At 65.2% G+C, this 23069-nt stretch carries 21 protein-coding genes; 13 read left to right on the plus strand and 8 right to left on the minus strand.

Features of this window, described 5'->3' with window-relative positions; all coding sequences use genetic code 11:
• Positions 1-36: 36 nt before the first annotated feature.
• Both PMI15_RS21405 and apaG read right to left on the minus strand, forming a co-directional pair.
• Positions 37-1998: a site-specific recombinase gene (locus PMI15_RS21405; protein WP_007874097.1), complete on the minus strand. Its 1962-nt coding sequence runs from the start codon at positions 1996-1998 to the stop codon at positions 37-39.
• A gap of 21 nt (positions 1999-2019) precedes the next feature.
• Positions 2020-2421, minus strand: coding sequence for a Co2+/Mg2+ efflux protein ApaG (apaG, locus tag PMI15_RS21410; RefSeq protein ID WP_007874098.1), 402 nt, complete (start codon positions 2419-2421; stop codon positions 2020-2022).
• Positions 2422-2529: 108 nt separating this feature from the next.
• Here apaG and rpe point away from each other — a divergent pair, with 108 nt between their 5' ends.
• The 4 genes from rpe to PMI15_RS21430 all read left to right on the plus strand — a co-directional run bounded on the left by rpe (position 2530) and on the right by PMI15_RS21430 (position 8505).
• Entirely contained in the window at positions 2530-3225 is a 696-nt protein-coding gene (gene rpe / locus PMI15_RS21415; RefSeq protein WP_007874099.1) for a ribulose-phosphate 3-epimerase, read from the plus strand.
• A 90-nt stretch (positions 3226-3315) separates the two neighbouring features.
• The gene (locus tag PMI15_RS24145) at positions 3316-5043 is read left to right on the plus strand and encodes an adenylate/guanylate cyclase domain-containing protein (RefSeq protein WP_007874100.1); all 1728 of its coding nucleotides are present in this window, start codon (positions 3316-3318) and stop codon (positions 5041-5043) included.
• A gap of 136 nt (positions 5044-5179) precedes the next feature.
• Complete coding sequence (locus tag PMI15_RS24150) at positions 5180-5932, plus strand: response regulator transcription factor (RefSeq protein ID WP_007874101.1); 753 nt, start codon at positions 5180-5182, stop codon at positions 5930-5932.
• Between the two features lie 59 nt (positions 5933-5991).
• Complete coding sequence (locus PMI15_RS21430) at positions 5992-8505, plus strand: PAS domain S-box protein (protein ID WP_007874102.1); 2514 nt, start codon at positions 5992-5994, stop codon at positions 8503-8505.
• A 7-nt stretch (positions 8506-8512) separates the two neighbouring features.
• Here PMI15_RS21430 and PMI15_RS21435 read toward each other — a convergent pair whose 3' ends face one another.
• Positions 8513-8986 (minus strand): hypothetical protein, encoded by a 474-nt coding sequence (locus tag PMI15_RS21435; RefSeq protein ID WP_036840569.1) that lies wholly within the window; start codon positions 8984-8986, stop codon positions 8513-8515.
• Positions 8987-9215: 229 nt separating this feature from the next.
• Between PMI15_RS21435 and gph the strand changes: the two genes are divergently transcribed.
• Complete coding sequence (gph, locus tag PMI15_RS21440) at positions 9216-9908, plus strand: phosphoglycolate phosphatase (RefSeq protein ID WP_007874108.1); 693 nt, start codon at positions 9216-9218, stop codon at positions 9906-9908.
• Between the two features lie 64 nt (positions 9909-9972).
• Here gph and PMI15_RS21445 read toward each other — a convergent pair whose 3' ends face one another.
• The gene (locus PMI15_RS21445; protein ID WP_007874110.1) at positions 9973-10554 is read right to left on the minus strand and encodes a chalcone isomerase family protein; all 582 of its coding nucleotides are present in this window, start codon (positions 10552-10554) and stop codon (positions 9973-9975) included.
• A 443-nt stretch (positions 10555-10997) separates the two neighbouring features.
• Here PMI15_RS21445 and trpE point away from each other — a divergent pair, with 443 nt between their 5' ends.
• Genes trpE through trpD form a run of 6 tightly spaced genes read left to right on the plus strand, consistent with a single transcriptional unit; the run spans position 10998 to position 16185 of the window.
• Complete coding sequence (trpE, locus tag PMI15_RS21450) at positions 10998-12497, plus strand: anthranilate synthase component I (RefSeq protein ID WP_007874112.1); 1500 nt, start codon at positions 10998-11000, stop codon at positions 12495-12497.
• Positions 12494-12814 carry a chorismate mutase gene (locus PMI15_RS21455; RefSeq protein ID WP_007874114.1) on the plus strand — a complete coding sequence of 107 codons (321 nt, stop codon included), beginning with the start codon at positions 12494-12496 and terminating at the stop codon, positions 12812-12814. The genes trpE and PMI15_RS21455 overlap by 4 nt, the downstream gene beginning before the upstream one ends.
• A 2-nt stretch (positions 12815-12816) precedes the next feature.
• The gene (locus tag PMI15_RS21460; protein ID WP_007874116.1) at positions 12817-13398 is read left to right on the plus strand and encodes an aminodeoxychorismate/anthranilate synthase component II; all 582 of its coding nucleotides are present in this window, start codon (positions 12817-12819) and stop codon (positions 13396-13398) included.
• Positions 13395-14444 carry a low-specificity L-threonine aldolase gene (gene ltaE / locus PMI15_RS21465; RefSeq protein WP_007874117.1) on the plus strand — a complete coding sequence of 350 codons (1050 nt, stop codon included), beginning with the start codon at positions 13395-13397 and terminating at the stop codon, positions 14442-14444. Before PMI15_RS21460 ends, ltaE begins: the two co-directional genes overlap by 4 nt.
• Positions 14445-14453: 9 nt before the next feature.
• Positions 14454-15104, plus strand: coding sequence for a LysE family translocator (locus PMI15_RS21470; RefSeq protein WP_007874118.1), 651 nt, complete (start codon positions 14454-14456; stop codon positions 15102-15104).
• Positions 15105-15144: 40 nt separating this feature from the next.
• On the plus strand, positions 15145-16185 hold the full coding sequence (gene trpD, locus PMI15_RS21475) for an anthranilate phosphoribosyltransferase (protein ID WP_007874119.1): 1041 nt from the start codon (positions 15145-15147) through the stop codon (positions 16183-16185).
• Positions 16186-16230: 45 nt separating this feature from the next.
• Here the strand turns inward: trpD and PMI15_RS21480 are convergent, their stop codons facing one another.
• The 4 genes from PMI15_RS21480 to PMI15_RS21495 all read right to left on the minus strand — a co-directional run bounded on the left by PMI15_RS21480 (position 16231) and on the right by PMI15_RS21495 (position 21208).
• Entirely contained in the window at positions 16231-17292 is a 1062-nt protein-coding gene (locus PMI15_RS21480) for an ABC transporter ATP-binding protein (RefSeq protein ID WP_007874120.1), read from the minus strand.
• A 56-nt stretch (positions 17293-17348) separates the two neighbouring features.
• Positions 17349-19250, minus strand: a complete 1902-nt coding sequence (locus tag PMI15_RS21485) for an iron ABC transporter permease (RefSeq protein WP_051002028.1) — start codon at positions 19248-19250, stop codon at positions 17349-17351.
• A gap of 69 nt (positions 19251-19319) precedes the next feature.
• Positions 19320-20360 carry an ABC transporter substrate-binding protein gene (locus PMI15_RS21490; protein WP_007874123.1) on the minus strand — a complete coding sequence of 347 codons (1041 nt, stop codon included), beginning with the start codon at positions 20358-20360 and terminating at the stop codon, positions 19320-19322.
• Positions 20361-20431: 71 nt separating this feature from the next.
• On the minus strand, positions 20432-21208 hold the full coding sequence (locus PMI15_RS21495; protein WP_007874125.1) for an inositol monophosphatase family protein: 777 nt from the start codon (positions 21206-21208) through the stop codon (positions 20432-20434).
• A gap of 184 nt (positions 21209-21392) precedes the next feature.
• Here PMI15_RS21495 and trpC point away from each other — a divergent pair, with 184 nt between their 5' ends.
• Entirely contained in the window at positions 21393-22199 is an 807-nt protein-coding gene (trpC, locus tag PMI15_RS21500) for an indole-3-glycerol phosphate synthase TrpC (protein ID WP_007874126.1), read from the plus strand.
• Between the two features lie 17 nt (positions 22200-22216).
• Complete coding sequence (locus PMI15_RS21505) at positions 22217-22921, plus strand: uracil-DNA glycosylase (protein ID WP_007874127.1); 705 nt, start codon at positions 22217-22219, stop codon at positions 22919-22921.
• Positions 22922-23069: the final 148 nt, after the last annotated feature.

Genomic DNA, 23069 nt, shown 5'->3' on the forward strand with positions numbered 1-23069 from the left:
GCTACACGCAGTGAGCCTGGACAGGGGTGAGCCTATTCAGGGCATGAAAAAGCTGCGCGGATGGCTGCGCCAGCGCGCCCAGATGGCGGCGCGAATGCGGGCGCGGTCCACATTGCTCACGTTGTGTGCCTGCAGGGCCAGGCGAAACGCGAGGTAAAAGCTCACGCCGAGGTTCAGCGCGCCTATCAGCGGAATGGCCGCGACGCACCACCAGATGGCGGGGTGCTTGAAGGCTTCCAGACCCAGCGAGGCGCCGGCCGCGGCCAGTTGGCCGGTGGACAGCGTGACGTGGCGCGCCTGGAGTTCCGCGCCGAAGAAGCCGGTGAAGGCCGGGATCAGCCCCAGCATGAAACCCAGCGCGATGTTGGAGGCGAAGCCCGAGATGTTGTCGCGCATGAAGCTTGACCAGCGGGCCGCGCGCTCGTTGCCCAGCACGGCGGTGATGCGCGGGTTGTGGCGCATGGCCGAGTCCAGGCGGTGCAGCACGAACCAGTTTTCAGTCCAGCCCGCGATCATGCTGGCCGCGAACAGGATGCCGCCGGTAAAACCCGCCCACATCAGCGTGGGGCCCAGCAAGGTCAGCGTGCCCAGCACATGCTCGGCCTCGGTGGGACTGATCATGGGCCGGCCCAGCAGCAAGAGCACCAGCGTGTTGACCAGCAGCACCGCGGGCACCACCATGAACACGTTGCCGAAGACCGCCGCCACCTGCGAGCGCACCAGGTGCGTGACCTCGTCGACAAAGGCCTCTATGGTGCTGGCGGCATCGGCCGAGCCGAGGTCCTTGAGCTTGGCCGCCATGGCCGGCGCCGTCATGGCCGGCTGCTTGGTGGCCAGCGTGAAATGCAGCAGCTGGATCAGGATGAAGCTGGCGGCATACATGAGGCCGGACCAGAATCCGCTCCAGAAGGCCGAAAGGCCCACCGCGACGATCATGAACTTGAGCAGCGTGGTGAGGGCCGTAACGGCGCCGCCGCCCATGGCCTTGCCCAGCATTTCACGGTATTCGCCGCGCGTGCGGGTGATGTAAGTCTCGCCGGTCTCGGCGCTGCGCTCGGCCACCTTGGCCGACAGCAGCGTGGAGTTGGCGCTGATCAGCGCGCTGATGCTTTTGCCCTCTTGCGCGGTGATGACGCGGCGCCCCAGCAGCTTGACGGCCGCCATGGCCGGCTTGGGCGAGACCAGGCTGTCGAGCAGCTCGCGCACGCGCAGCATGCGCTCGCGCAACTGGCGCAGGCGAAACACCATGCCGACCGAAATGCCGTTGTCCTCCAGGTGCGTGTAGATGCTGTTGACGGCCTGGCGGCAGGCGTCCAGCCGCTCTCGGTACTGCGCGATCGCGGCCTGCAGCTGCGCCTCGTCCCGTTCGGGCTTGAAGAAGGCGTTGCGCAGCCCGTCGATGTCGGCCGGCAGCGCATGAAAGGCGCGCGCGTGCGGCGTGGCGCGGTTCATGCGCAGGCGCAGCTCGGGCGCGAAGCCGGTGGCGCGGATCTGCGCCGTGCAGTAGGCCAGCGCGTCCATCAGGCTGTAGTGCCAATGCAGCGTGTCCATGTCGGGGCTGGCCGACAGCAGCAGGCTCAGCCGGGCGATCTGCGGTTCATCGAGCGCGCCCATCCACTGCGCGTCGAAGCGGGTGGGCGCCACCAGGGGAAACAGCTCGGAGGCGTCGACGGTCTCGGGCGTACCGGGCAGCCATTTGCGGCGCAGGCGCTCGGCCAGTTCACTGACGAAGGCCGTGCGCGGCGCGAAGCCGAAATCGGCCAGCAAGGTGGTGATGTCGACCGTCTGGATCAGCGTCTGCCACCAGGCCTGCAGGCGCGCGCGCAGCTCGGGCTGCATCTCGACCGCATCGATGAAGGCCTGCACCCGTGCCACTGCGGCCGGGACGGAAGTCTCATCGCCGCGTATCCATTCGAAGAGCTTGATCAGCCACACATGGCGCTGGGCCAGGCCGGCGTCCGGATCCAGCGCCTTGAGCAGGGATGCCAGGTCTTTCATCGGGCGGTCAGGACCGGGGGATCAATGCAGGACGCGGCCGGGCGGGACGCTGCCATTGCCGTTGTGCGCTTCCAGCACGAACATGGGAATAGGCGCCTCGAAGCGTTCGCCGTCCTCGGCGACGCAAAAATAGCTGCCGTGCATGGTGCCGCTGGGCGTGCGCAGGCGCGACCCGCTGGTGTACTGGAAGGATTCGCCCGGCTTGAGCAGCGGCTGGTGGCCCACCACGCCCAGGCCCTTGACCTCCTCGTTGTGCCCGTTGGCGTCGCTGATGACCCAGTGGCGCGAGATCAGCTGGGCCGTCACTTCGCCGGTGTTGGTGACCGTGACGGTATAGGAAAACCCGTAGACATGGTCTTCCGGCGCCGATTGTTCGGGCAGGTATTGAGGGACGACTTCGCAGGAAAATTGGTATTTGGGCATGGCTGGAACTGTTGGCGACCATGTTAACCGCCTGCTCCGGCTGTTGGCCGGGCGAAACAGCAAGGCCCGCGGCAGGCGGCGGGCCCGGCTTGCTGCGACAATCCTGCCATGCCTAAAAACCAGCCGCCCACCTACCGGATCGCTCCTTCCATCCTTTCCGCCGATTTCGCCCGCCTGGGCGAGGAGATCAAGGCCGTCATCGCCGCCGGGGCCGACTGGATCCACTTCGACGTGATGGACAACCACTATGTGCCCAACCTGACTTTCGGCCCCATGATTTGCCAGGCGCTCAAGCCGCATGCCAAAAAGGCCGACGGCACCCCGGTGCCGGTGGACGTGCACCTGATGGTGCAGCCCGTCGACGCGCTGGCCGCGGCTTTTGCCGACGCCGGCGCCGACCTGATCAGTTTCCACCCCGAGGCCTCCGGCCATGTGCACCGCAGCGTGCAGGCCATCAAGGCCAAGGGTTGCAAGGCCGGGCTGGTGTTCAACCCGGCCACGCCGCTGGACGTGCTGGACTGGGTGATCGAGGACATCGACCTGATCCTGATCATGAGCGTCAACCCCGGCTTCGGCGGGCAAAGCTTCATCGATTCGGCGCTGCGCAAGATCGAACAGGCGCGCAAGCGCATCGAGGCCTCGGGCAAGGACATCCGCCTCGAAGTCGATGGTGGCATCAAGGCCGACAACATCGCGCGCGTGGCCGCTGCCGGCGCCGACACCTTTGTGGCCGGAAGCGCCATTTTTGGGAAACCCGATTACAAGGCGGTCATTGACGCCATGCGGGCGGAACTGGTGAAATAAGCCGGCGCGCGACAACGCGCATCCGCGCGCGCCAATCCCGGTAACCGGCCAGGCCGGACGCCGGCCCCCCGTTATTCATGGAGGAGCCGCATGACTGAAGCCGTAAGCGAGCAAGACGGGCCGCGTCCCGCGCGCCGCGCCCGCGTCCTGGTGGTGGACGACACGGCGGACGTCCGGTTTTTCCTGGTCGCCCTGCTGCGGGACGACTATGAGGTGGAGGCCGCCGAGTCGGGCGAAGAGGGCCTGCAGGTGGCGCTGTCCGAGCGGCGCCCCGAAATCATCCTGCTGGACGTGATGATGCCCGGCATGGACGGCTACGAGGTCATGCGGCGGCTGGCGCGCGACTCGCGCACGGTCGACATTCCCGTCATCTTCCTCACGGCGCTGAGCAGCGTGGAAGAAGAACAGTTCGGGCTGGACCTGGGCGCCACCGACTACATCACCAAGCCGATCAGCCCGCCCGTGCTGCTGGCGCGCGTGAGGCTGCACCTGGAGCGCAGCGCCAATGCCAAGCGCCTGAAGACTCTGTCCGAGCAGCTGTCGCGCTACCTGGCGCCGCAGGTCTACCAGTCGCTTTTTGACGGATCTCGCCAGGCCGAAATCCAGACCCAGCGCAAACGGCTCACGGTGTTTTTCTCGGACATCAAGAACTTCACCGCCTCCACGGCGCAGTGGCAGCCCGAGGAAGTTACGTTTTTGCTCAACAGTTACTTCGAGGAGATGTCGCAGATCGCCGCCGAGTACGGTGCCACCCTGGACAAGTTCATCGGCGACGCCATCGTCATCTTCTTCGGCGATCCCCACACCCTGGGCCCGCGCCAGGACGCGGTGCAGTGCGTCAAGATGGCCGTGGCCATGCAGCAGCGCATGGCCGAACTGCGCCAGCGCTGGAAGGCCATGGGCATCCCCAAGGCTTTTGAGATACGCATAGGCATCAACTCGGGCTTTTGCGACGTCGGTAACTTCGGCAGCAACCTGCGCATGGACTACACCATCATCGGCCGGGAGGTGAACCTCGCCGCCCGGCTGGAGCAGGCCGCCGAGCCCGGCGGCATCCTGATTTCCAGGGACACCCACGATCTGGTGCAGGGCGACATCGAGGTCGAGGAACGCGAGCCGGTGATTGCCAAGGGGTTCTCCGAGCCCATCACGGTTTACGCGGTCCGCAAGACTCCGGCTCCGTCGGCCGCGGCGGGGGTGATCCAGTGCGACCGGCCCGGCCTGCGCCTGGAACTGGACCCGGGCCGCCTGACACCCGCGCAGCGCGCTGACGCCGCCGCCGAGCTGCGCAGGGCGCTGGACAGCCTGGAGCCCGCGCCGCAGGCCGGCGCGAGCGCTGCGGCGCCGGCATCGGTACCGGCACCAGGGGCCGATGCCGGCACACAGGCCTCCCGCCTTGCCGCAGTGCAGGCGGCGGATATGGCGGGTGCCGGCGATGAGACGCTGCCGGACAGCATTGCCGGGATCAACCTGACGGTGGGATTGAGCCGGGCGATGAACATGAAAGGCTTTTACATTTCGATGCTGCGCCGCTTCATGGACGGCCGCGCTGACACGCCGGTACGCATACGCGAGGCGCTGGCGGCCGGCGACCTGAAGGCGGCGGAATTGCTGAGCCATTCGTTGCGCGGCGTCTCGGCGCAGATAGGCGCCACGCAACTGCCGCAGGACGCTGAGGCATTGGAGCAGGCGCTGCGCGACAGCGCGCCGCGCGAGGGCATCGACGAGCTGCTGCTGCGCATGGAGGATTCGCTGGGTGAACTGATGGAAGCCTTGCGTTCGGCCTTGCCGCCGCCCGATCCCGTGAAATCGCCGTGAGCACCCAGGCCGGGCGGCTTGGTGTATCTTCTTACTGCGGGCGTGTGCCATTTGGGCCGGCCCTGGACCCTTAGAATCGTCAGGCAAGGCGCCCAGGCGCATGTCATGCCCCTTACCCACAGAGAGGAGCTACACCGTGCAGTACAACGACATCTACGCAGTTACGCCCAAAGGCCAGCAAGAGCTGCGCAGCGCCGCCACCACGATTTCCCCGCCCGAGGTGGAGCTGCTGGTGCGCCTCGACGGCATCCTGTCCATGGCCCAGATACGCCAGAGCGTGGGAGAAGCCGTCGGCGCGACGCTGGACAACACCCTGAAACTGCTGCTCGCCAAGGGGTTGGTGACGCAGGTCCCGCCGGACCCCTTCGCCGCTTCGCTGCAGTTCCAGTTGAGCCCGACAGCGCTCACGGAGGCGGGGGCCGAAGCCGACCTCTGCGCGGCCACGCTCAAGAAGTCCAACTACTACGTCCGCATTGCCCGCAAGCGCGGCTCGCCGCGCCAGCGCGCGCCGGGCGAACGCCAGTCGGCCATCATCGTGGACGACGATGAGCATATGGCCAAGTTCCTGAACCACTACCTGACCTTCGAGGGTTTCGACGTGCGGGTGGCGGGCTCGCGCGCCGAAGTGGTGGCCGAGTTCCGCAAGGCGCCGATTCCCGACCTGGTGCTGCTGGACGTCATGCTGCCCGATGCCGACGGTTTTGACATCCTGCTGCGCATCCGCTCGCACCCCCAGCTCAAGGACATTCCCGTGATCATGCTCACGGCGAAGGCAACGCGCGAGGCGGTGCTCAAGGGACTGGCCAGCGGCGCCGACGGCTACATCACCAAGCCCGTGGAGACCGAGTCGCTGATCCAGGCGGTCCGCACCGTGCTGGGCTCGCAGTAGCGCGAGCATGGCGAGATGAGCCGCTTTTCTGGTCAACCAGGCCTGCCGGCTCAAATGCCATGAGGCTGCCTTTTCGCGCCACCATCAACGTCGCATTGGGCGCCGGGATGGTTCTGATCATCCTGAGCATCGCGGCTTCCTATTTCACGATCAATTCGCTGATCAGCGGCACGCAAAGCGAAACCGAGGCCCGCGAAACGGTACTGCTGCTGGAGCAGGTCGTCTCGGAGTTCCAGACGGCGGAGTCCTCGCAGCGGCGCTATCTGCTAACCAACATTGCCGGCGACCTCGCCGGCTACCAGCGGGCCCGCTCGCTGAGCCAGCAGGCGCTGCAGCGCGTGCACGCGCAGGCCGGCACGCGCCAGGACTGGCGCGCCCTGGGCGAGGCCATGACGCGCCGCTTCGAACTCATGGAGATGGCCATCGCCGCCCGGCAGCAAACCGGGCTGGACGCGGCGGCCGCCATCGTCGGCAACGAGCCCAACCGCCGGCTTCATGACGAGATAGAGGCGCTGGTGGCCCGCATCAAGGAGGCCGAAACCCAGGCCCTGGAGCATTCGAAGGAGGAAACGCGCCAGACCGCGCAGACCGTCAAGCAATTGATCCTGCTGGGCGGATTGCTGTGCCTGAGCGTGTTCGGCTGGGCCATCCAGATGATTGTCAGGGCGCAGGCCAAGCGCCGCCGTATCGAGGCCAGGCTTTCCGACAGCGAGGCCATGAGCCGGGCCGTGACTGAGAGCATGGCCGAAGGGCTGGTGACGGCCACCCAGGAGGGCATCATCGTCAACGCCAACAGCGCCGCCCGCCATCTCTTCGGCTACCGGCTCGACGATCTGGTGGGCCGGGAAGTGACCATGCTGCTGCCCACGCGCTACCGCATGGGCTTTCAGGCCTTCTTCGCGAGCCTGGGCGGACGCCAGCGCGGCTTTCGCGAATGGGACGTCAAGGTCCTGGGCCTGCGCCACGACGGTACCGAGTTCCCGGTGAACGCCTCCTTCGGCGACGTCAATGTCGGCGGCCGCCGGCTGTTCACCGCGATCATCCATGACATCACCGAAAGCAACCGCATCAGCGACGCCCTGCGCAGCAGCGAAGCCCAGCTGCGCGAACTGACCGACGCAGTTCCGGCCTTGATCGCCTACGTCGACAGGGAGGAGCGCTTCCAGTTCCACAACCGGGCCTATGAAGAGGCCTTCGGCCTCCCGTCCGAACAGATACAGAACCGGACCCTGTTCGAGGTCCTGGGGCCGCAGCTGTACGAGCAGGTCAAGGGCCATGTGCAGGAGGCGCTGGCGGGTTATTCGGTCCGCTACGAGTGCGTGCAGGTGACGCCCGGCGGCGAGCGGCGCGAGTACGTCATGAGCCATTTCCCGCGCTACGGCGAGGGGGACGAGCAGGGCACGGTCATCGGCTTTTCCTCGCTGGGCAACGACGTGACCGAGCTCAAGCGCATAGACCGCATGAAGAGCGAGTTCGTCTCCACCGTCAGCCATGAGTTGCGCACACCGCTGACCTCAATACGCGGCTCGCTCGGGCTGGTCTGGGGCGGTGTGACGGGCGAGTTGCCGGCGCAGGCCAAAAACCTGGTGGGCATCGCCAAGAGCAACTGCGAGCGGCTGATCCGGCTCATCAACGACATCCTCGACAGCGAAAAAATCGAATCCGGCAAGATGAGTTTTGAGCTGCGCCCCATGGAATTGGAGCCCCTGCTGGAGCAGGCGCTGGCCGCCAATGAAGGCTTTGCGGAGCAGCACGGCGTGACGCTGGCGCTGGGCAGGATGGAGGCGCCGGTGCAGGTCTGCGTCGACAGCGACCGGCTGATCCAGGTGGTGACCAACTTGTTGTCCAATGCCATCAAGTTCTCGCCGCCGGGAGGTGCCGTGCAGGTGTCGCTGCGCACGGACGCGGGGCGCGCGCGCGTGGAGATCACCGACAGCGGCCCCGGCATTCCGGATGAGTTCCGCCAGCGCATCTTCCAGAAGTTTTCGCAGGCCGACTCATCCGACACGCGGCAAAAAGGCGGAACCGGCCTGGGGCTGAGCATCTCCAAGGCGATCATCGAGCGCATGGACGGAAGCATAGGCTTCACCACGGAAAACCGGGTGGGCACGACCTTCTTCTTCGAGCTGCCCGTGTGGCGGGAAGCGCCGCCGGTCACGGCGCCCATGGGGCTTGACGGCGTGGCGCGCCCGCGCGTGCTGGTGTACGAAGACGATCCCGACGTGGCACAGCTCATCGGCATGATGCTGGACAACGGCGGCTATGCCGCGGACATGGCGCACACCACCGAGCAGGCGCGCGACTACCTCAAGATGGAGTCCTACGCGGCGATGACGGTGGACGTCAGGCAACCCTACGAGAGCGGGTTCTCGCTGATACGCGAGTTGCGGGCGAACAAGCGCACCGCGCGCCTGCCCGTGCTGGTGTTGTCGGTCACCGCCGCGGAGGCGCGGCAGCAGGCCGGCAGCCAGACGCTGGGGATTTCGGGCTGGCTGGAAAAACCCCTCGACGAGCAGCGCCTGCTGGGCAGCCTGGACCGCGCGATTCAGGCCAGGCGCCGCGCCGCTTCCTGAGCGCCGCTCAGGGGTAGAGCATTTCCTTGTTGATGCTGATGCAGCCGCCCGGCATGCGGATCAGGTACACGTGGTGGGTGGGGGAATACGGCAGCACACTGATGTTGCGGCCTATCACGTTGAGCGGCTGCGCATAGCGGAAGTCTTGCAGGGCAACGTCCTGGCAGGACTTGTTCCAGGTGCTGACGGTGTCATAGCCGACATCGCAGCCGCCCATCAGGCCGGGACTGAAAAACGCACTGACAAAGGTGGTGCCCGCGGGGCCGGTTTTTTCAATCGAGGCCGAGAAGGCCGAGGCGGCGGGCGCCACGCGGTTGGCCATCAGCATCACGGCATAGCCGCCCTCCGGCCCGGTCAGCACCGGTCCCAGCGTGCGCAGGGCCTTGGAGCAGCTGGTGATCCCGGCGCCTGTCGCCAGCCGTTCAAAGGTGTTGGCGCCGGGCGGCACCGCGGCGAGCGGTGCCGGCGCCGGCTGGGTCATCGTGGGCCCCGGCATCGCCGCGGCAAACAATGCGGCACAGGCGGCGGCCAGCCGCCGCAGCGCCCGGTTACGGCATCGGTCTTGAGAAAAAGCATTCATGGCATTCCCGGAAGGTCGGTGGCGGCAGTTGAAACAGTGCAAGCCTAGCGTAGCGCAGAAAGCCGGGTGCCAGGGAGCGGGTTCTGGCATGATCGCCGCTCCGCCTGCCACCTCTCACCGGCTGTTTTGCATGAATCCTGCTGTTCTGACGCTCACCCATTTCGACGCCGCCATGGTGGACCTGGACGGCACGCTGGTGGATACCCTGGGAGATTTCGTGGCCGCCGTGAACGCCATGCTGGCCGAGCTGCGCAAGCCGGGCCAGGCGTCGCAAGCGCTGGATGCGACGACCGTGGGCCGCATGGTCGGCAAGGGTTCCGAGAATCTGGTGAAGGCGGTGCTGGCGCATGCCGGGGCGGAGATGCCGGACCGCTACACGGAGGCCCTGTCCTGCTACCAGCGGCATTACGCTGCCATCAACGGCGTGCATTCGACGGTGTATCCCGGAGGGCTGGAAGGCTTGCGCGCCCTGCAGCAAGCCGGGCTCAAACTGGCCTGCCTGACCAACAAGCCGCTGGCCATGGCGCATCAGCTGCTTCGGCTCAAGGGCCTGGACGGTTTTTTCAGCGAGGTCTTTGGCGGCGACTCCTTCGCGCGCAAAAAGCCCGACCCTCTGCCCCTGCTAAAGACCTGTGAGGCGCTGGGCACCGCACCCGCGCGCACCCTGATGATCGGCGACTCCAGCAACGACGCGCGGGCCGCGCGGGCGGCGGGCTGCCCGGTGCTGCTGGTGACCTATGGCTACAACCACGGCGAGCCGGTGCGCGAGGTCGATGCCGACGGCTTTGTCGACTCGCTGTCCGAACTGCGTTTCCAAAAATAAAAATGGGGCGGCAAAAAACGGCAACGGGGCTTGCGCCCCGTTGATCGTTTGAAAGCCGCGGGCCTTATTTACCCAGCAGCGCGTCCTTGAGTTTCCAGTCGGCGGGCTGCGGGCCCAGCCAGATGCGCACCAGGGCGTTAAAGAACTCGGCCTCCTTGAAGGGTTCGCCTTGCGGTTTGCCTTTGACGGAGATCACGGTGCCGGTGCCGGGGATCCAGTCGATGGTGAAGCCTTCGCCGGCCGCCAGCTTCTTCTGGTCGGCAAAAAGCTGGCCCATCCTGATCAGGCCGGGGATCAGCTTGGACATTTCCGCTTTGGGCGCGTTTTCGGTGAAGGCGGTGGTAAAGCTCTTGCCGAGTTCGTTGGAGTCAATCTCGCGCAGCAGGGTGATGCTGATGCGCTTGGGACCGGCCATGGCGTAGACCTCTTCGGGGGTGGAGGCCTTTTTGGGCAGGTACATGCCGGCCACGTAGACTTTGAATACGGCCTTGTAGCGAATGCCTGCCCCATTGAGCTGCAGCTTGGTGCCGTGAAGCTCCACCGGGTCGTCGAGTTTGACGCCAGCTACTTCCATGGGAGCGGCAAGAATGCCGAATGAGAGCAGCAGGCCGGTCAGGCCCGCGATGCATCGCGCTGTCAAAGTCATGGGCTGTCTCCAAAGAATGGTTGAAATAGAACGAGCGTTCTTTTTTATTTCACCATTCTCGAGTTCCGGGGCTGCCTCTCGCAAGAGGGTTTGCGAGATAAGCATTAGTACTAGTTTGTCCCGACCATGCTTGCCTGGCGCGGGCCGGTCCCGGTCTTTGCTACACTTTGCCCTACATGTTCATTCATCGCATCATTCAAACAGGTTGTGGCGACCGGGGAGCCTGGCCCTGGCGTACCTGTCATTTCTCGCACGCCTGAGGCGCATGCGGGCCGGCGCGTTACCACGCTGCCATCGGCCCGCGCAACTGCCGCAGGTTCTGCGGCACCCCCTTTTCCATCGATGCCCTCCCAAGGGAGGCATCCCGGCCCCGGTCTTCGGGGCGTTTTGAATGACCGGCGGCGGCGCCTCTTTGCGCTTTGCCTCCCAGCGAAGGATTTACCGTGATCACTGAACTCGAATTTAAAAGCCTGGCCGGCCAGGGCTACAACCGCATTCCCTTGATGGCGGAGGCGTTTGCCGACCTTGAGACGCCGCTGTCCCTGTACCTCAAGCTCGCGCATTCCAAGGATGGCGGCAAATTCAGCTTCCTGCTGGAGTCCGTTGTCGGGGGCGAACGCTTCGGCCGCTACAGCTTTATCGGCCTGCCGGCCCGCACACTGGTGCGCGCCTCGGGCTTTGGCGCCGACCGGGTCACCGAGGTGGTGACGGACGGCCGCGTCGTGGAAACATCGGCGGCCAACCCGTTGGACTTTATCGCCGACTACCAAAAGCGCTTCAAGGTCGCGCTGCGGCCGGGCCTGCCGCGGTTTTGCGGCGGCCTGGCCGGTTATTTCGGCTACGACGCGGTTCGCCACATCGAGAAAAAACTCGAAGCCAGCTGTCCGCCCGACACCCTGGGCTGTCCCGACATCCTGCTGTTGCAGTGCGAAGAGCTGGCGGTGATCGACAACCTCTCGGGCAAGCTCTACCTGATCGTCTATGCCGACCCGGCCCAGCCCGAAGCGTATGCCAACGCCAAGAAGCGGCTGCGCGAACTCAGGGAAAAACTCAAGTACTCGGTCAGTGCCCCAGTGGTCAAGCCCTCGCAAAGCTACCCGGCCGAGCGCGACTTCGCCAAGGCCGACTACATCGCCGCCGTGGAAAAAGCCAAACGCCTGATCGAGGCCGGCGACTTCATGCAGGTGCAGGTGGGCCAGCGCATCAAAAAGCGCTACACCGAGTCGCCGCTGAGCCTGTACCGCGCGCTGCGTTCGCTCAACCCCTCGCCCTACATGTATTACTACCACTTCGGCGACTTCCACGTGGTGGGGGCTTCGCCCGAGATCCTGGTGCGGCAGGAACAAGTCAGCGAGGGGCAAAAAATCACCATCAGGCCCCTGGCCGGCACCCGCCCGCGCGCTTCCTCCCCCGAGGCCGACAAGGCCGTCGAACACGAACTGGTCAACGACCCGAAGGAGCGCGCCGAGCACGTCATGCTGATTGACCTGGCGCGCAACGACATAGGCCGTATCGCCAAGACCGGCACGGTGAAGGTCACCGAAGCCTTCGCAGTGGAGCGCTACAGCCATGTGATGCACATCGTGAGCAATGTCGAGGGCGTGCTGCTGGATGGCATGACCAGCATGGATGTGCTCAAGGCCACTTTCCCGGCCGGCACGCTGACCGGCGCGCCCAAGGTCCACGCCATGGAGATCATCGACCAGCTCGAGCCCACCAAGCGCGGCCTCTACGGCGGCGCCTGCGGCTATCTCAGCTATGCCGGCGACATGGACGTGGCGATTGCCATACGCACAGGCATCATCAAGGACCAGACGCTGTATGTGCAGGCGGCGGCCGGCGTGGTGGCCGATTCGGTCCCCGAACTCGAATGGAAAGAAACCGAAGCCAAGGCGCGCGCGCTGCTGCGGGCCTCCGAACTCGTCGAGGAGGGCCTGGAATGAGCAAGACCGTCCGACCGCCTGTTGAGCACTGCCAGACCATGGCCGACGTGCGCCGCAACATCGACGCGCTTGACGACCGCATCGTGGCGCTGGTCGCCGAACGCAGCGCTTACGTCGCGCAGGCCGCGCGCATCAAGCAAAGCGCCGATCAGATCGTCGACAACGCACGCATCGAGTTCATCGTGGACCGCGTGCGCGCCCAGGCCCGCGCGGCCGGCGCCCCCGAGGCCGTCCTGGAAGCGGCCTACCGCGCCATGATCGCCGCATCCATTGACTTTGAGCGGGGCGAGTTCCAACGCCTGCGCCAGGAGGCCTGAACATGAAGCGCAGCAAACTCTTGATGATCGACAACTACGACAGCTTTACCTACAACATCGTCCAGTACTTCGGTGAACTGGGCGCGGAGGTCGAGGTGTTTCGCAATGACGAAATCAGCGTGGCGGAGATCGCCGCCCGCGCGCCCGACCTGCTGGTGGTCTCGCCCGGGCCGTGCTCGCCGGCCGAGGCCGGCATCTCGGTCGCGGCGATCCGGCATTTCGCCGGCAAGCTGCCCATCCTGGGCGTCTGCCTGGGCCACCAGAGCATAGGCGCGGCCTTTGGCGGAAACATCATCCGCGCGCAGCAGCTCATGCACGGCAAGACCAGCGTGATCACCACCACGCAGGAGGGCGTGTTCGCCAACTTGCCCGAGCAGTTCGTCGTCAACCGCTACCACTCGCTGGCGATTGAAAAATCGTCCTGCCCCAAGGCCCTGGCCGTCACGGCCTGGACGGACGACGGCGAGATCATGGGCGTGCGCCACAAGGAGTTGCCCATCCAGGGCGTGCAGTTCCATCCTGAATCGATACTGACCGAGCACGGCCACGCCATGCTGAAAAACTTCCTGGAGCAAAGCGCATGAGCCAAGCCTTTGTGGACCTGCGCAGCGACACCGTGACCCGGCCGACCGCCGCCATGCGCGAGGCCATGCTGGCCGCGCCGCTGGGCGACGACGTGTTCGGCGACGATCCCGCCGTCAATGCGCTGCAGGAAAAAATCGCCGGCCTGCTGGGCTTTGAGGCCGCGCTGTTTGTGCCCACCGGCACGCAGAGCAACCTCTGCGCCATCCTGAGCCACTGCCAGCGCGGCGACGAATACATCGTCGGCCAGATGGCGCATTGCTACCGCTGGGAAGGCGGTGGCGCGGCGGTGTTCGGCAGCGTGCAGCCGCAGCCGCTGAACCACCACAGCGACGGGACCCTGGCCCTGTCCGAGATAGAGGCGTCCATCAAGCCCGACGACGCGCATTTCGCGCGCACCCGGTTGCTGGCGCTGGAAAACACGCTGGGCGGCAAGCTGCTGCCTTTCGACTATGTGCAGCAGGCCACCGCGTTGGCAAAGAAACACGGCTTGAATCGTCACCTCGACGGTGCCCGGCTGTTCAACGCCGCCGTCGCGCAGGCCGCGCAGACGGGAAGCAACGCTCTGGCCGAGGCCAAACGCATCGCGGGATGCTTTGACAGCGTCTCTGTCTGCTTCAGCAAGGGCCTGGGCGCGCCTGTCGGTTCGGCGCTGTGCGGTTCGCGCGAGTTCATCGCGCGGGCGCACCGCATCCGCAAGATGGCGGGCGGCGGCATGCGCCAGGCCGGCATGCTGGCGGCGGCGGCTTCGCATGCGTTGGACCACCACGTGGGGCGCCTCGCCCAGGACCACGCACTGGCCAGGCAACTGGCCGACGGCCTGGCCGGCATCGAGGGCCTGCAGGTCGAGGCGCCGCAGACCAACATTGTGTTTGTCGACCTGACGGGCGCGGCGCGCGAGCAGTCCGCAGCCCTGCTCAAGCACCTGGCCGGCAGGGACATACAGGCCACGGGTTTGTACCGCCTGCGTTTTGTCACCCACCTGGATGTGGATGCCGACGGCGTGGACCGCGCGGTGGCCGCCATCCGGGAATTCTTCCAACGCTAAGGAGCCGCCATGCCTGATTTTCAACACCTGTTGCTGTTTATCGCGGCCGGCTGGCTGCTCAACCTGACGCCGGGCCCCGATGTGCTTTACATCGTGACCCATTCGCTGCGCGCGGGGGCGCGCGCCGGCATCGTGGCCGGCCTGGGTATCACGGCGGGCTGCTTTGTCCACATCTTCGCGGCGGCCGTGGGTGTGGGCGCTTTGCTGGCCACTTCGGCCACCGCGTTTACCGTGCTCAAGTGGATAGGTGCGGCCTACCTGTTGTGGATAGGCGCGAGGATCCTGCTGTCCAGGGCGCCCCAGGCCAGCACCGACCTTGCCGCCGTCGCCGCCGCCGAAGCGCCCAAACCCCTCAAGACGATTTTTATGGGCGGCTTCTGGACCAATGTGCTCAATCCCAAGGTGGCGATTTTTTTCCTGGCCTTTGTGCCGCAATTCATCGCGCCGGGCACGGAGAACAAGGCGCTGGCCTTTGTGCTGCTGGGCGTGCTGTTCAACCTGAACGCCATCCCGGTCAATTCGGGCTGGGCCCTGGCGGCCGCCTGGATGGCCAGGCGCGACGCGGTGCAACGCGGCATGCATTGGCTGGACCGCGCGGCCGGCGCCATGTTCATTGCGTTTGGCCTCAAGCTCGCCTTTACCGATAATCCGGCGAACTGAGTCCTCCTTCCAGCCCAGAACAAGAAAAGCGAGACGCACCATGCCCCATACCCACAAGATCACCCCGCAGGAAGCGCTGCAGCGCACCATTGAGCATCGCGAGATCTTCCACGACGAGATGCTGCACATCATGCGGCTCATCATGAGCGGCGAGATGTCGCCCGTGATGATGGCCGCGTTGATCACCGGCTTGCGCGTCAAGAAAGAAACCATAGGCGAGATCACCGCCGCCGCGCAGGTGATGCGCGAGTTCTCCACCAAGGTCCACGTGGCCGACAAGACCCACCTGGTCGACATCGTCGGTACCGGCGGCGACGGCTCGCACACCTTCAATATTTCCACCTGCTCCATGTTTGTGGCCGCGGCGGCAGGCGCCAAGGTCAGCAAGCACGGTGGGCGCAGCGTCAGCAGCAAATCGGGCAGCGCCGACGTGATCGAATCGCTGGGCATCCACATCGGCCTTTCGCCCGAAGCCATCGCCAAATGCATAGAGCAGGTCGGCGTGGGCTTTATGTTCGCGCCCAACCACCATCCGGCGATGAAAAATGTCGCCCCTATCCGCAAGGAACTGGGCGTGCGCACCATCTTCAACATCCTGGGCCCGCTGACCAACCCGGCCGGCGCGCCCAACATCCTCATGGGCGTGTTCCATTCCGACCTGGTGGGTATCCAGGTGCGCGCCCTGCAGCGCCTGGGTGCCGAGCATGCGGTAGTGGTCTACGGCAAGGACGGCATGGATGAGGTCAGCCTGGGCGCGGCTACCGTGGTCGGCGAGCTCAAGAACGGCGAGATCACCGAATATGAAATCCACCCCGAGGACTTCGACATGCCCATGGCCAGCAACCGCGCGCTGCGCGTGGAAACGCCCGAGCAGTCCAAGGCCATGCTGCTGGGCGTGCTCGACAACCAGCCCGGCGCGGCGCGCGACATCGTGGTCCTCAATGCCGGCGCGGCACTGTACGCCGCCAACGTGGCCGACTCCATCAAGGCCGGTATCGTGCTGGCGCGCGCGGCGCTGGAGTCCGGCGCGGCGAGGGCCAAGCTCGATCAGCTGGCGAGCCACAGCCAGAAGCTCGCCTGAAAGACTGCCGCCTGGCTGGCCCGACGCCTGTCATGGCGCCTCTATCTATTCCCGCGCAGCGACCCGCGCGTCGGTTGCAGCGAAATGCAGGCCGACCGTGCTGCCTGGTTCGGCCACGCTCAGCAGCGCGTCACTGAACACCAGCAGTTCACCCAGCGGCGTGAGCACCACGCTTTCGATCCGGCTGCCCAGGTAAGCCTGCCGCAGGATTTTCCCTGTCAGTGTGCTTCCCTCGAGTTCGCCGATGCGGATGCGGTGCGGCCGTATGGCCAGCGCCACGGCTCCATCCGGCATGCCGGGCGGCGGGACCACCCGCACATCCACCTGGTCCGCGCGGAAAAAATGCTGGCCCTGCATCGTGACCAGCTCGCCATGGATCAGGTTGGCGTCGCCGATGAAGTCGGCCACAAAACTCGACACGGGCGCCTCGTACAACTCTCGCGGCGTGCCCATGGCCTCAATCCGCCCTTTTTGCATGACCACGATGCGGTCCGACACCGCCAGTGCTTCTTCCTGGTCGTGCGTGACATAAACGACGGTGAGCTTGAGGTTTTGCTGAAGGTCGCGGATGTCCTGGCGCACCTTGCGGCGCAGCTTGGCATCCAGGTTCGACAAGGGCTCGTCAAACATCAGCACGGCCGGCTCCAGCACCAGGGAGCGCGCCACTGCCACGCGCTGCTGCTGACCGCCGGACAGCTCTGACGAGAGGCGGTCGGCGTAGTCGGCAATCCCCAGCAGATCCATTTTGGCTTTTGCCAGGGCCACGGCCTGCGGTTTCTTCATGCCCGAGGCGAGCAGGCCGTAGCAAACGTTCTCCAGCGCGCTCATGTGCGGAAATAGCGCATAGGACTGGAAAACCAGGCTGACATCGCGCTGGTTGGCTGACCTGCCGGTCACGTCCTGGCCGTCAATGCGAATCATCCCCTCTGAAGGAAGCTCCAGCCCGGCAATCAGACGCAGCAGCGTTGTTTTGCCGCAGCCGGAAGGCCCCAGCAAGGTCACCAGTTCTGCCTTGCCGATGGTGAGGTCAAGCGGATGCAGTGCAACCACCCTGCCGAAACGCTTGACGACGCCTTGAAACTCTACAGCGGCGGGAGACGGGGTCATGGCATGGCCTGTTTGAAAATGGGTGGGACGAAAGCAGGTGCGAATAGGGCGGGGACTCAGGCGGTGGATACAGCGCGCCGCCCCAGCTCCGCATTGCCGATGAAACGCTGAATCAGCAGGACGCACGCCAGCATGATCACGATAAGCACCGACGAATAGGCAATGGCGAGCGCGTACTCGCCGACTTCAACGCGTCCCGCGATATAGACCGTCGAAAGGTTGTGCTGGGCCGTTGCCAGGAAGATCACCGCGCTGACGGCCGTGATGGCGTGCGTAAAACTGAACACGAGGCTGGCAATGATGGCGGGGCGCAGCAGCGGAAGGATCACCCGCGCGAACGTGCGAGAGGTGCTGGCGCGCAGCGTGGCGGAGGCTTCATCCAGCGAACGGTCGAGTTGCGACAGGGCAGATACCGTGGCCCGAACGCCCACCGGCATGTTGCGAAACACCAGGCACAACACGATGATGGCGAAGGTGCCGGTGAACTCAAGAGGCGGTACGTTGAAGGCGACGATGTAGGCCACCCCGATCACGGTACCGGGCACCGCGAAGTTCACCATGGTCAGAAACTCGAAGGCGCGCCGCCCCTTGAATGCGTGGCGGCTCACGACATAGCCTCCCAGCAAGCCCAGCGCGGTGGTCAGGGGCGCCGCAACGGCTGCAACGCCAAGCGTGGTGAACAGGCTGTTCCATGCCGAACCCGAAAACACCAGCCCGCCCGCGCCCCAGCTCAGTCCAAAGCCGGTCTCGAAGTGTTGCAGCGAGGGCGTCAGGTCAAACCTGCCGATGTCCTTGACCACGCCGCCGATCAGGATGATGCCGTACGACAGCACCGTGAGTGCCGCCCAGGGCAGGACCAGCGCCAGCGCGCCCCACTTGACGCCGGTTGGCAATGTAGCAGGCAGGCCGCTGTCGCCTTTTCCACTGACGGATGTGTAGGAAGCTTTGCCGATCCAGCGCTGCTGCAGCGCAAAGACGCCGACCGTCAACAGCAGCAGCGTGACGGCAAGGATGGCCGCACGCGAAGCATCGTGCTGCGCGCCGGCAATGGCGAAGAAAATTTTCGTCGACAGCACTTCGAAATTTCCCGAAAGCACCAGCGGATTGGCAAAGTCCGCCAGGCTTTCCACAAAGCCAAGCAGGAAGGCGTTGGCAATGGCAGGGCGCACCAGGGGCCAGGTCACGGTGCGAAACACATGCCATGGCGATCCCCGCAGTACCTGGCCGGCCTCTTCCAGCGTCGGGCTCACCAGGCGCAGCGCACCGCTGATCAGCAAGAAGGCCAAAGGCGTGAAGCACACCACCTGTGCCAGCAGCACGCCGGGCAGGCCGTAGATCCAGCGCGAGCGGGCAATGCCGAACCAGTCGCTCATCAGCTGGGTCACGATGCCGGTGCGGCCGAACAGGATGATGATGGCCAGGCCGATGACAAAAGGCGGTGTGACGACCGGCAGGATGGACAGCACGCGCAGGCTGCCGCGCAAGCGCCGGCCACCCCGCTCGGCCAACAGCGCCAGCGCAAAACCGAAAAGCGTGCTCCCGACGCCCGCGAGGGTGGCCAGAGCGATGGAGTTGATGGCCACACCGCACCGGACGCTGCCGGTAATGCAGCCCGCACCCCAGATGTCCGCGCTGAAAAACCGGGCCGCGGCGGTCTGGATCAGCCAGTTGCCCCGCTCGTCCACAAAAGCCGCAAGCAGCATGCGCCCGATCGGGTAGATGACAAAGATGGCCAGTAGCAGCGACAGGATGCAAACAACGCCGGAAATGGCGGCATCGCTCTTGAAAGCGCCGGCGCGTGTTGCCAGCACGCTGGCGACGGCTGCCAGCGCACACCCGCCGGCCACATAGGCCGAGCTTTGGGTCCATGGCATCAGCAACACGCCTGCTGCAATGGCCAGCCCTGCCAGCAGCCAGCTCAGCGGATCAGCCTGCGTGCGCAGGGGAGCTGCCGTCACTGCAGTGGGCGGGGTCAAGGTGTGATGCGATTCGTCGGTGGACAAATGGGGCGGCAGGATGTTTCGAGCCTACTTGGGCAATGCGCCGATGTCCTTGTCCCATTTGCCCAGCAGGCGTGAGCGCTCAGCGGAAGCGCCGTACTTGGCGAAGTTGTAGTCGATCAGCTTGACGTCGGCCAGCTTGGGCGCCTGCGGCGGCAATACGGCTTTTTTATTGGAAGGATTTTGGTACGAATGCGCTACCGTGGCTATGTCCTGTGCTTCCACCGTCAGTGCCCAGTCGTACCATTTTTTGGCGTTGGCCAAATTTTTGGCCCCCTTGATGATGCTCATGCTGCCCACTTCGTAACCCGTGCCTTCGCAGGGCGCAACCACCTTCAGGGGCGCACCAGCCACGGCATGTGTGACGGCATCGTGCAGAAAGGTGATGCCGATGATGCTTTCGCCGGTAGCTGCCGCACGGGCCGGCGCGGCACCCGACTTGGTGTACTGGTTGATATTGCGATGCAGGGCCTTCAGGTAGTCGAACGCCCTGTCTTCCCCCATCATCTGCACGAGGGTGGCTAGCAGCGTGTAGGAAGTGCCCGACGAGTTGGGATTGGCGACCTGGATTTCGCCTTTGAACTCCGGCTTGATCAGGTCGGCCCAGCACTTCGGTTCGGGTAATTTACGCTTGGCCAGCTCGGCGGTATTGAAGCTGAACCCCAGGGCGCCCGCATAAACGCCGACCGTGCGGTACTTGGAGGCCTCGGCCTGCCGCACCGCCCAAGGGTGCAGATCGGCGAGCCTCGGTGATTTGTAGGGCTCGGTCAAACCCTCCTCGGCGGCTTGCAGATGCGGGTCGCCCGTGCCGCCCCACCAGATATCACCGCGCGGGTTGGCCGCCTCGGCTTTGATCTGGGCGTAGGTTTCGCCCGAGCTCTTGCGTGTCATCGACACCTTGATGCCCGTGGCTTTTTCGAAAGCGGTCACCATCGGCCGGCACCATTCTTCCTGGACGTTGCAGTAAACCACCAGCTCTTCCGCCGCACGAGCCGAGGGCGCAGTTGCGCACGCCACGGCCGCCAGAATCAATCCCGGGAAAAGTGACCTGAATGTGAACGGTTTCATCGGGTGTCTCCTTCTTTCTTGTATGTCATCAATAGCGCCAGGGTGCAGCGGTGAAACCACCTTATCAGCCGTCAGCGCAGCGGTATACCCGTTAAAACGCTTAGTTCGGTGGCCAGCCTGGCGTTGGTGGCCAGCACGGCATTGCCCTTGCTCAAACCTTCCTCAGCCCAGAAGTCGTTGACCCGGCCGCCGGCTTCGCGAACCAGCAGCAGGCCGGCCGCAACGTCCCATGAATTGATGTGGGCCTCGGCGTAGGCTTCGCACCGCCCGGCCGCCACGTAGGCCAGCCCCAGCGCGCCGGAGCCCGCGCGGCGCACCGAGCAGCCCGCATGCATGCACTGGCTGACCAGCGCCAGGTAGGGGTCTGGCGACAGGCGCGAAGACCAGCCGATTTCGACCGTGGCGGCGGACAGCTCGGACTGCTCGCTCACGTGGAGCCGAACGCCGTTGCACCAGGCGCCGTGACCCTTTTGTGCGATGAAGAGTTCATCGTGCATGGGTTCGTAAATGGCGCCGGCTTCAAGTTCGCCGTTGACCATCAAGCCCAGCGAGATGCAGAAATGCGGGATCGCCCGGGCGAAGTTCGCCGTTCCATCCACCGGATCGACAATCCAGAGGCGGGCAGCGCCGGTTTCTCCTCCTGCTTCCTCACCCAGCACGGCGTCGCCCGGAAAACGCCGTTCAATCTCCCCGCGCACAAAAAGCTCCACCGCGCCGTCCGTGGCGGTCAGGTAGTCCTGCCGTCCTTTGAGCGAGTAGGCGGGTTTGTCTGGCGCGTTGAAAGCCTCGCGCATCATGGCGCCGGCCGAGCGGACAATTTCTTCAATGGCATCTGTGAGTGCGGTCATGGGAAGGGCTTAGGGATATCCGATGGAGATAAGGCCTTGCGCGTGGGCCCGTTCGGGCATGGCGGGCAAAGCGGTTGAAAGGAAATATTAGCCCCGGCGCATGTACGGCTGTAGCGGGTTTGCGCTAACGCGCCTTAAAACCATGCCGTGCGGTCCGCCCTGCCGCATCTGCCAAAATCGGGGCATGCCCGATATCCTGAACGAAATCATTGCCGTCAAACGCCAAGAAATTGCCGACGCCATACGCCGAAAGCCCTTGGCTGTCATGCGTGAAGACGCCGAGTCACGTGTGCTGACGCGCGACTTTGTGGGCGCGCTGCGCGCCAAGATCGCGGCGGGCCAGCCCGCGGTGATTGCCGAAATCAAAAAGGCCAGCCCGTCCAAAGGCGTGCTGCGTGCCGACTTCATCCCAGCCGACATCGCGCAAAGCTATGCCGAGGGCGATGGCGAGATCAGCGCGGCCTGCCTCTCGGTGCTGACCGACAAGCAGTTTTTTCAGGGCAGCATTGATTACCTGAAGCAGGCGCGGGCCTCCTGCAGCCTGCCGGTGCTGCGCAAGGACTTCATGGTGGACCCTTACCAGGTGTACGAGGCGCGCGTCATGGGTGCCGACTGCATCCTGCTGATCGCCGCCTGCCTGGATGACGCGCAGATGAAGTCGCTGGAGGCGCTGGCCATGTCGCTGGACATGGCGGTGCTGGTCGAGGTGCACGACAAGGCGGAACTCGAGCGCGCGCTCAAGCTCAAAACGCCGCTGATCGGCATCAACAACCGTAACCTCAAGACCTTCGAGGTTTCGCTGGACACCACGCTGGGCATGCTGGGCCAGGTGCCGGCGGACCGCCTGTTGGTCACCGAGTCCGGCATCGCCACGCCGGCCGACGTGAAGCGCATGCGGGACGCCGGCGTCAACGCCTTCCTGGTCGGCGAGGCCTTTATGCGCGCCGAAGAGCCGGGCCTGGCGCTGGCACAGCTGTTTGGCAGCCAGTAAATCAGGAGACGGTGCAGATGAACCCTCCGGACCAGCTGCTGAGCGCCGACCCCGCGGACTGGCCGGTGGCGCCTGGCTGGCGCCCCACCACCGAAGCCTTTTTTGACGGTGCTACTGGGCGCAGGCTGCTGGATTTCCTGCAAGGCCGGCTCGCGCAAAGGGCCGTGATTTTTCCGCCGCAGCCGTTGCGCGCGCTGGAACTCACGCCGCCCGAAGAGGTGCGTGTGGTCATCTTGGGCCAGGATCCCTATCACGGCCGGGGCCAGGCCGAGGGGCTGGCGTTTTCCGTCGCGCCCGGTGTGGCCTTGCCGCCTTCGCTGCGCAACATCTTCAAGGAATTGCAGCGCGACCTGGGCACGCCGCCGCCCAAATTCCCGGTGCCCGGCGGCAGCCTCGTGAAATGGGCCACGCACGGCGTGCTGCTGCTCAACACCTGCCTCACGGTGGAAGAAAGCCAGCCGGCCAGCCATTCAGGCAAAGGCTGGGAAGTGCTGACCGACACGCTGATCCGCCAGGTCGCCGACGGCGACCACCCGGTGGTTTTTATGCTGTGGGGCTCCCATGCCCAGAGCAAGCGGGCCTTGATTGACGCCAAGCGCCACAAGGTGTTGGTGGCCAACCACCCTTCGCCGCTGTCGGCCCTGCGCCCGCCTTTGCCTTTTATCGGTTGTGGCCATTTCTCGCAGGCGCGGGAATGGCGTGACGCGCACCCGAAACCCTAGGCGGCGTGTGGGTGTGAAATGGTTGCTGCGGCGCGGAACATTTAAAACCCACTAGATAGATAAGCTGCGGCCGGGGCCTCACAAAACCCAGCGAAGCGGTCCTGGCTAGGCGCGCCGCCGCAGACAGTGCACCAGCACGGCAAGGCGG

Source organism: Polaromonas sp. CF318 (genome assembly GCF_000282655.1).
Lineage (GTDB): Bacteria > Pseudomonadota > Gammaproteobacteria > Burkholderiales > Burkholderiaceae_C > Polaromonas.

Coding starts and splice junctions, on each gene's coding strand:
- PMI15_RS21505 (WP_007874127.1), top strand. CDS start 22,217: ATGAACCCTCCGGACCAGCTGCTGAGCGCCGACCCCGCGGACTGGCCG.
- PMI15_RS21455 (WP_007874114.1), top strand. CDS start 12,494: ATGAGCAAGACCGTCCGACCGCCTGTTGAGCACTGCCAGACCATGGCC.
- PMI15_RS21495 (WP_007874125.1), bottom strand. CDS start 21,208: ATGACCGCACTCACAGATGCCATTGAAGAAATTGTCCGCTCGGCCGGC.
- PMI15_RS21430 (WP_007874102.1), top strand. CDS start 5,992: ATGAGGCTGCCTTTTCGCGCCACCATCAACGTCGCATTGGGCGCCGGG.
- PMI15_RS21435 (WP_036840569.1), bottom strand. CDS start 8,986: ATGACCCAGCCGGCGCCGGCACCGCTCGCCGCGGTGCCGCCCGGCGCC.
- gph (WP_007874108.1), top strand. CDS start 9,216: ATGAATCCTGCTGTTCTGACGCTCACCCATTTCGACGCCGCCATGGTG.
- PMI15_RS21480 (WP_007874120.1), bottom strand. CDS start 17,292: ATGACCCCGTCTCCCGCCGCTGTAGAGTTTCAAGGCGTCGTCAAGCGT.
- ltaE (WP_007874117.1), top strand. CDS start 13,395: ATGAGCCAAGCCTTTGTGGACCTGCGCAGCGACACCGTGACCCGGCCG.
- PMI15_RS21490 (WP_007874123.1), bottom strand. CDS start 20,360: ATGAAACCGTTCACATTCAGGTCACTTTTCCCGGGATTGATTCTGGCG.
- PMI15_RS24145 (WP_007874100.1), top strand. CDS start 3,316: ATGACTGAAGCCGTAAGCGAGCAAGACGGGCCGCGTCCCGCGCGCCGC.
- PMI15_RS21405 (WP_007874097.1), bottom strand. CDS start 1,998: ATGAAAGACCTGGCATCCCTGCTCAAGGCGCTGGATCCGGACGCCGGC.
- PMI15_RS21445 (WP_007874110.1), bottom strand. CDS start 10,554: ATGACTTTGACAGCGCGATGCATCGCGGGCCTGACCGGCCTGCTGCTC.
- rpe (WP_007874099.1), top strand. CDS start 2,530: ATGCCTAAAAACCAGCCGCCCACCTACCGGATCGCTCCTTCCATCCTT.
- PMI15_RS21470 (WP_007874118.1), top strand. CDS start 14,454: ATGCCTGATTTTCAACACCTGTTGCTGTTTATCGCGGCCGGCTGGCTG.
- trpC (WP_007874126.1), top strand. CDS start 21,393: ATGCCCGATATCCTGAACGAAATCATTGCCGTCAAACGCCAAGAAATT.
- apaG (WP_007874098.1), bottom strand. CDS start 2,421: ATGCCCAAATACCAATTTTCCTGCGAAGTCGTCCCTCAATACCTGCCC.
- PMI15_RS21460 (WP_007874116.1), top strand. CDS start 12,817: ATGAAGCGCAGCAAACTCTTGATGATCGACAACTACGACAGCTTTACC.
- trpD (WP_007874119.1), top strand. CDS start 15,145: ATGCCCCATACCCACAAGATCACCCCGCAGGAAGCGCTGCAGCGCACC.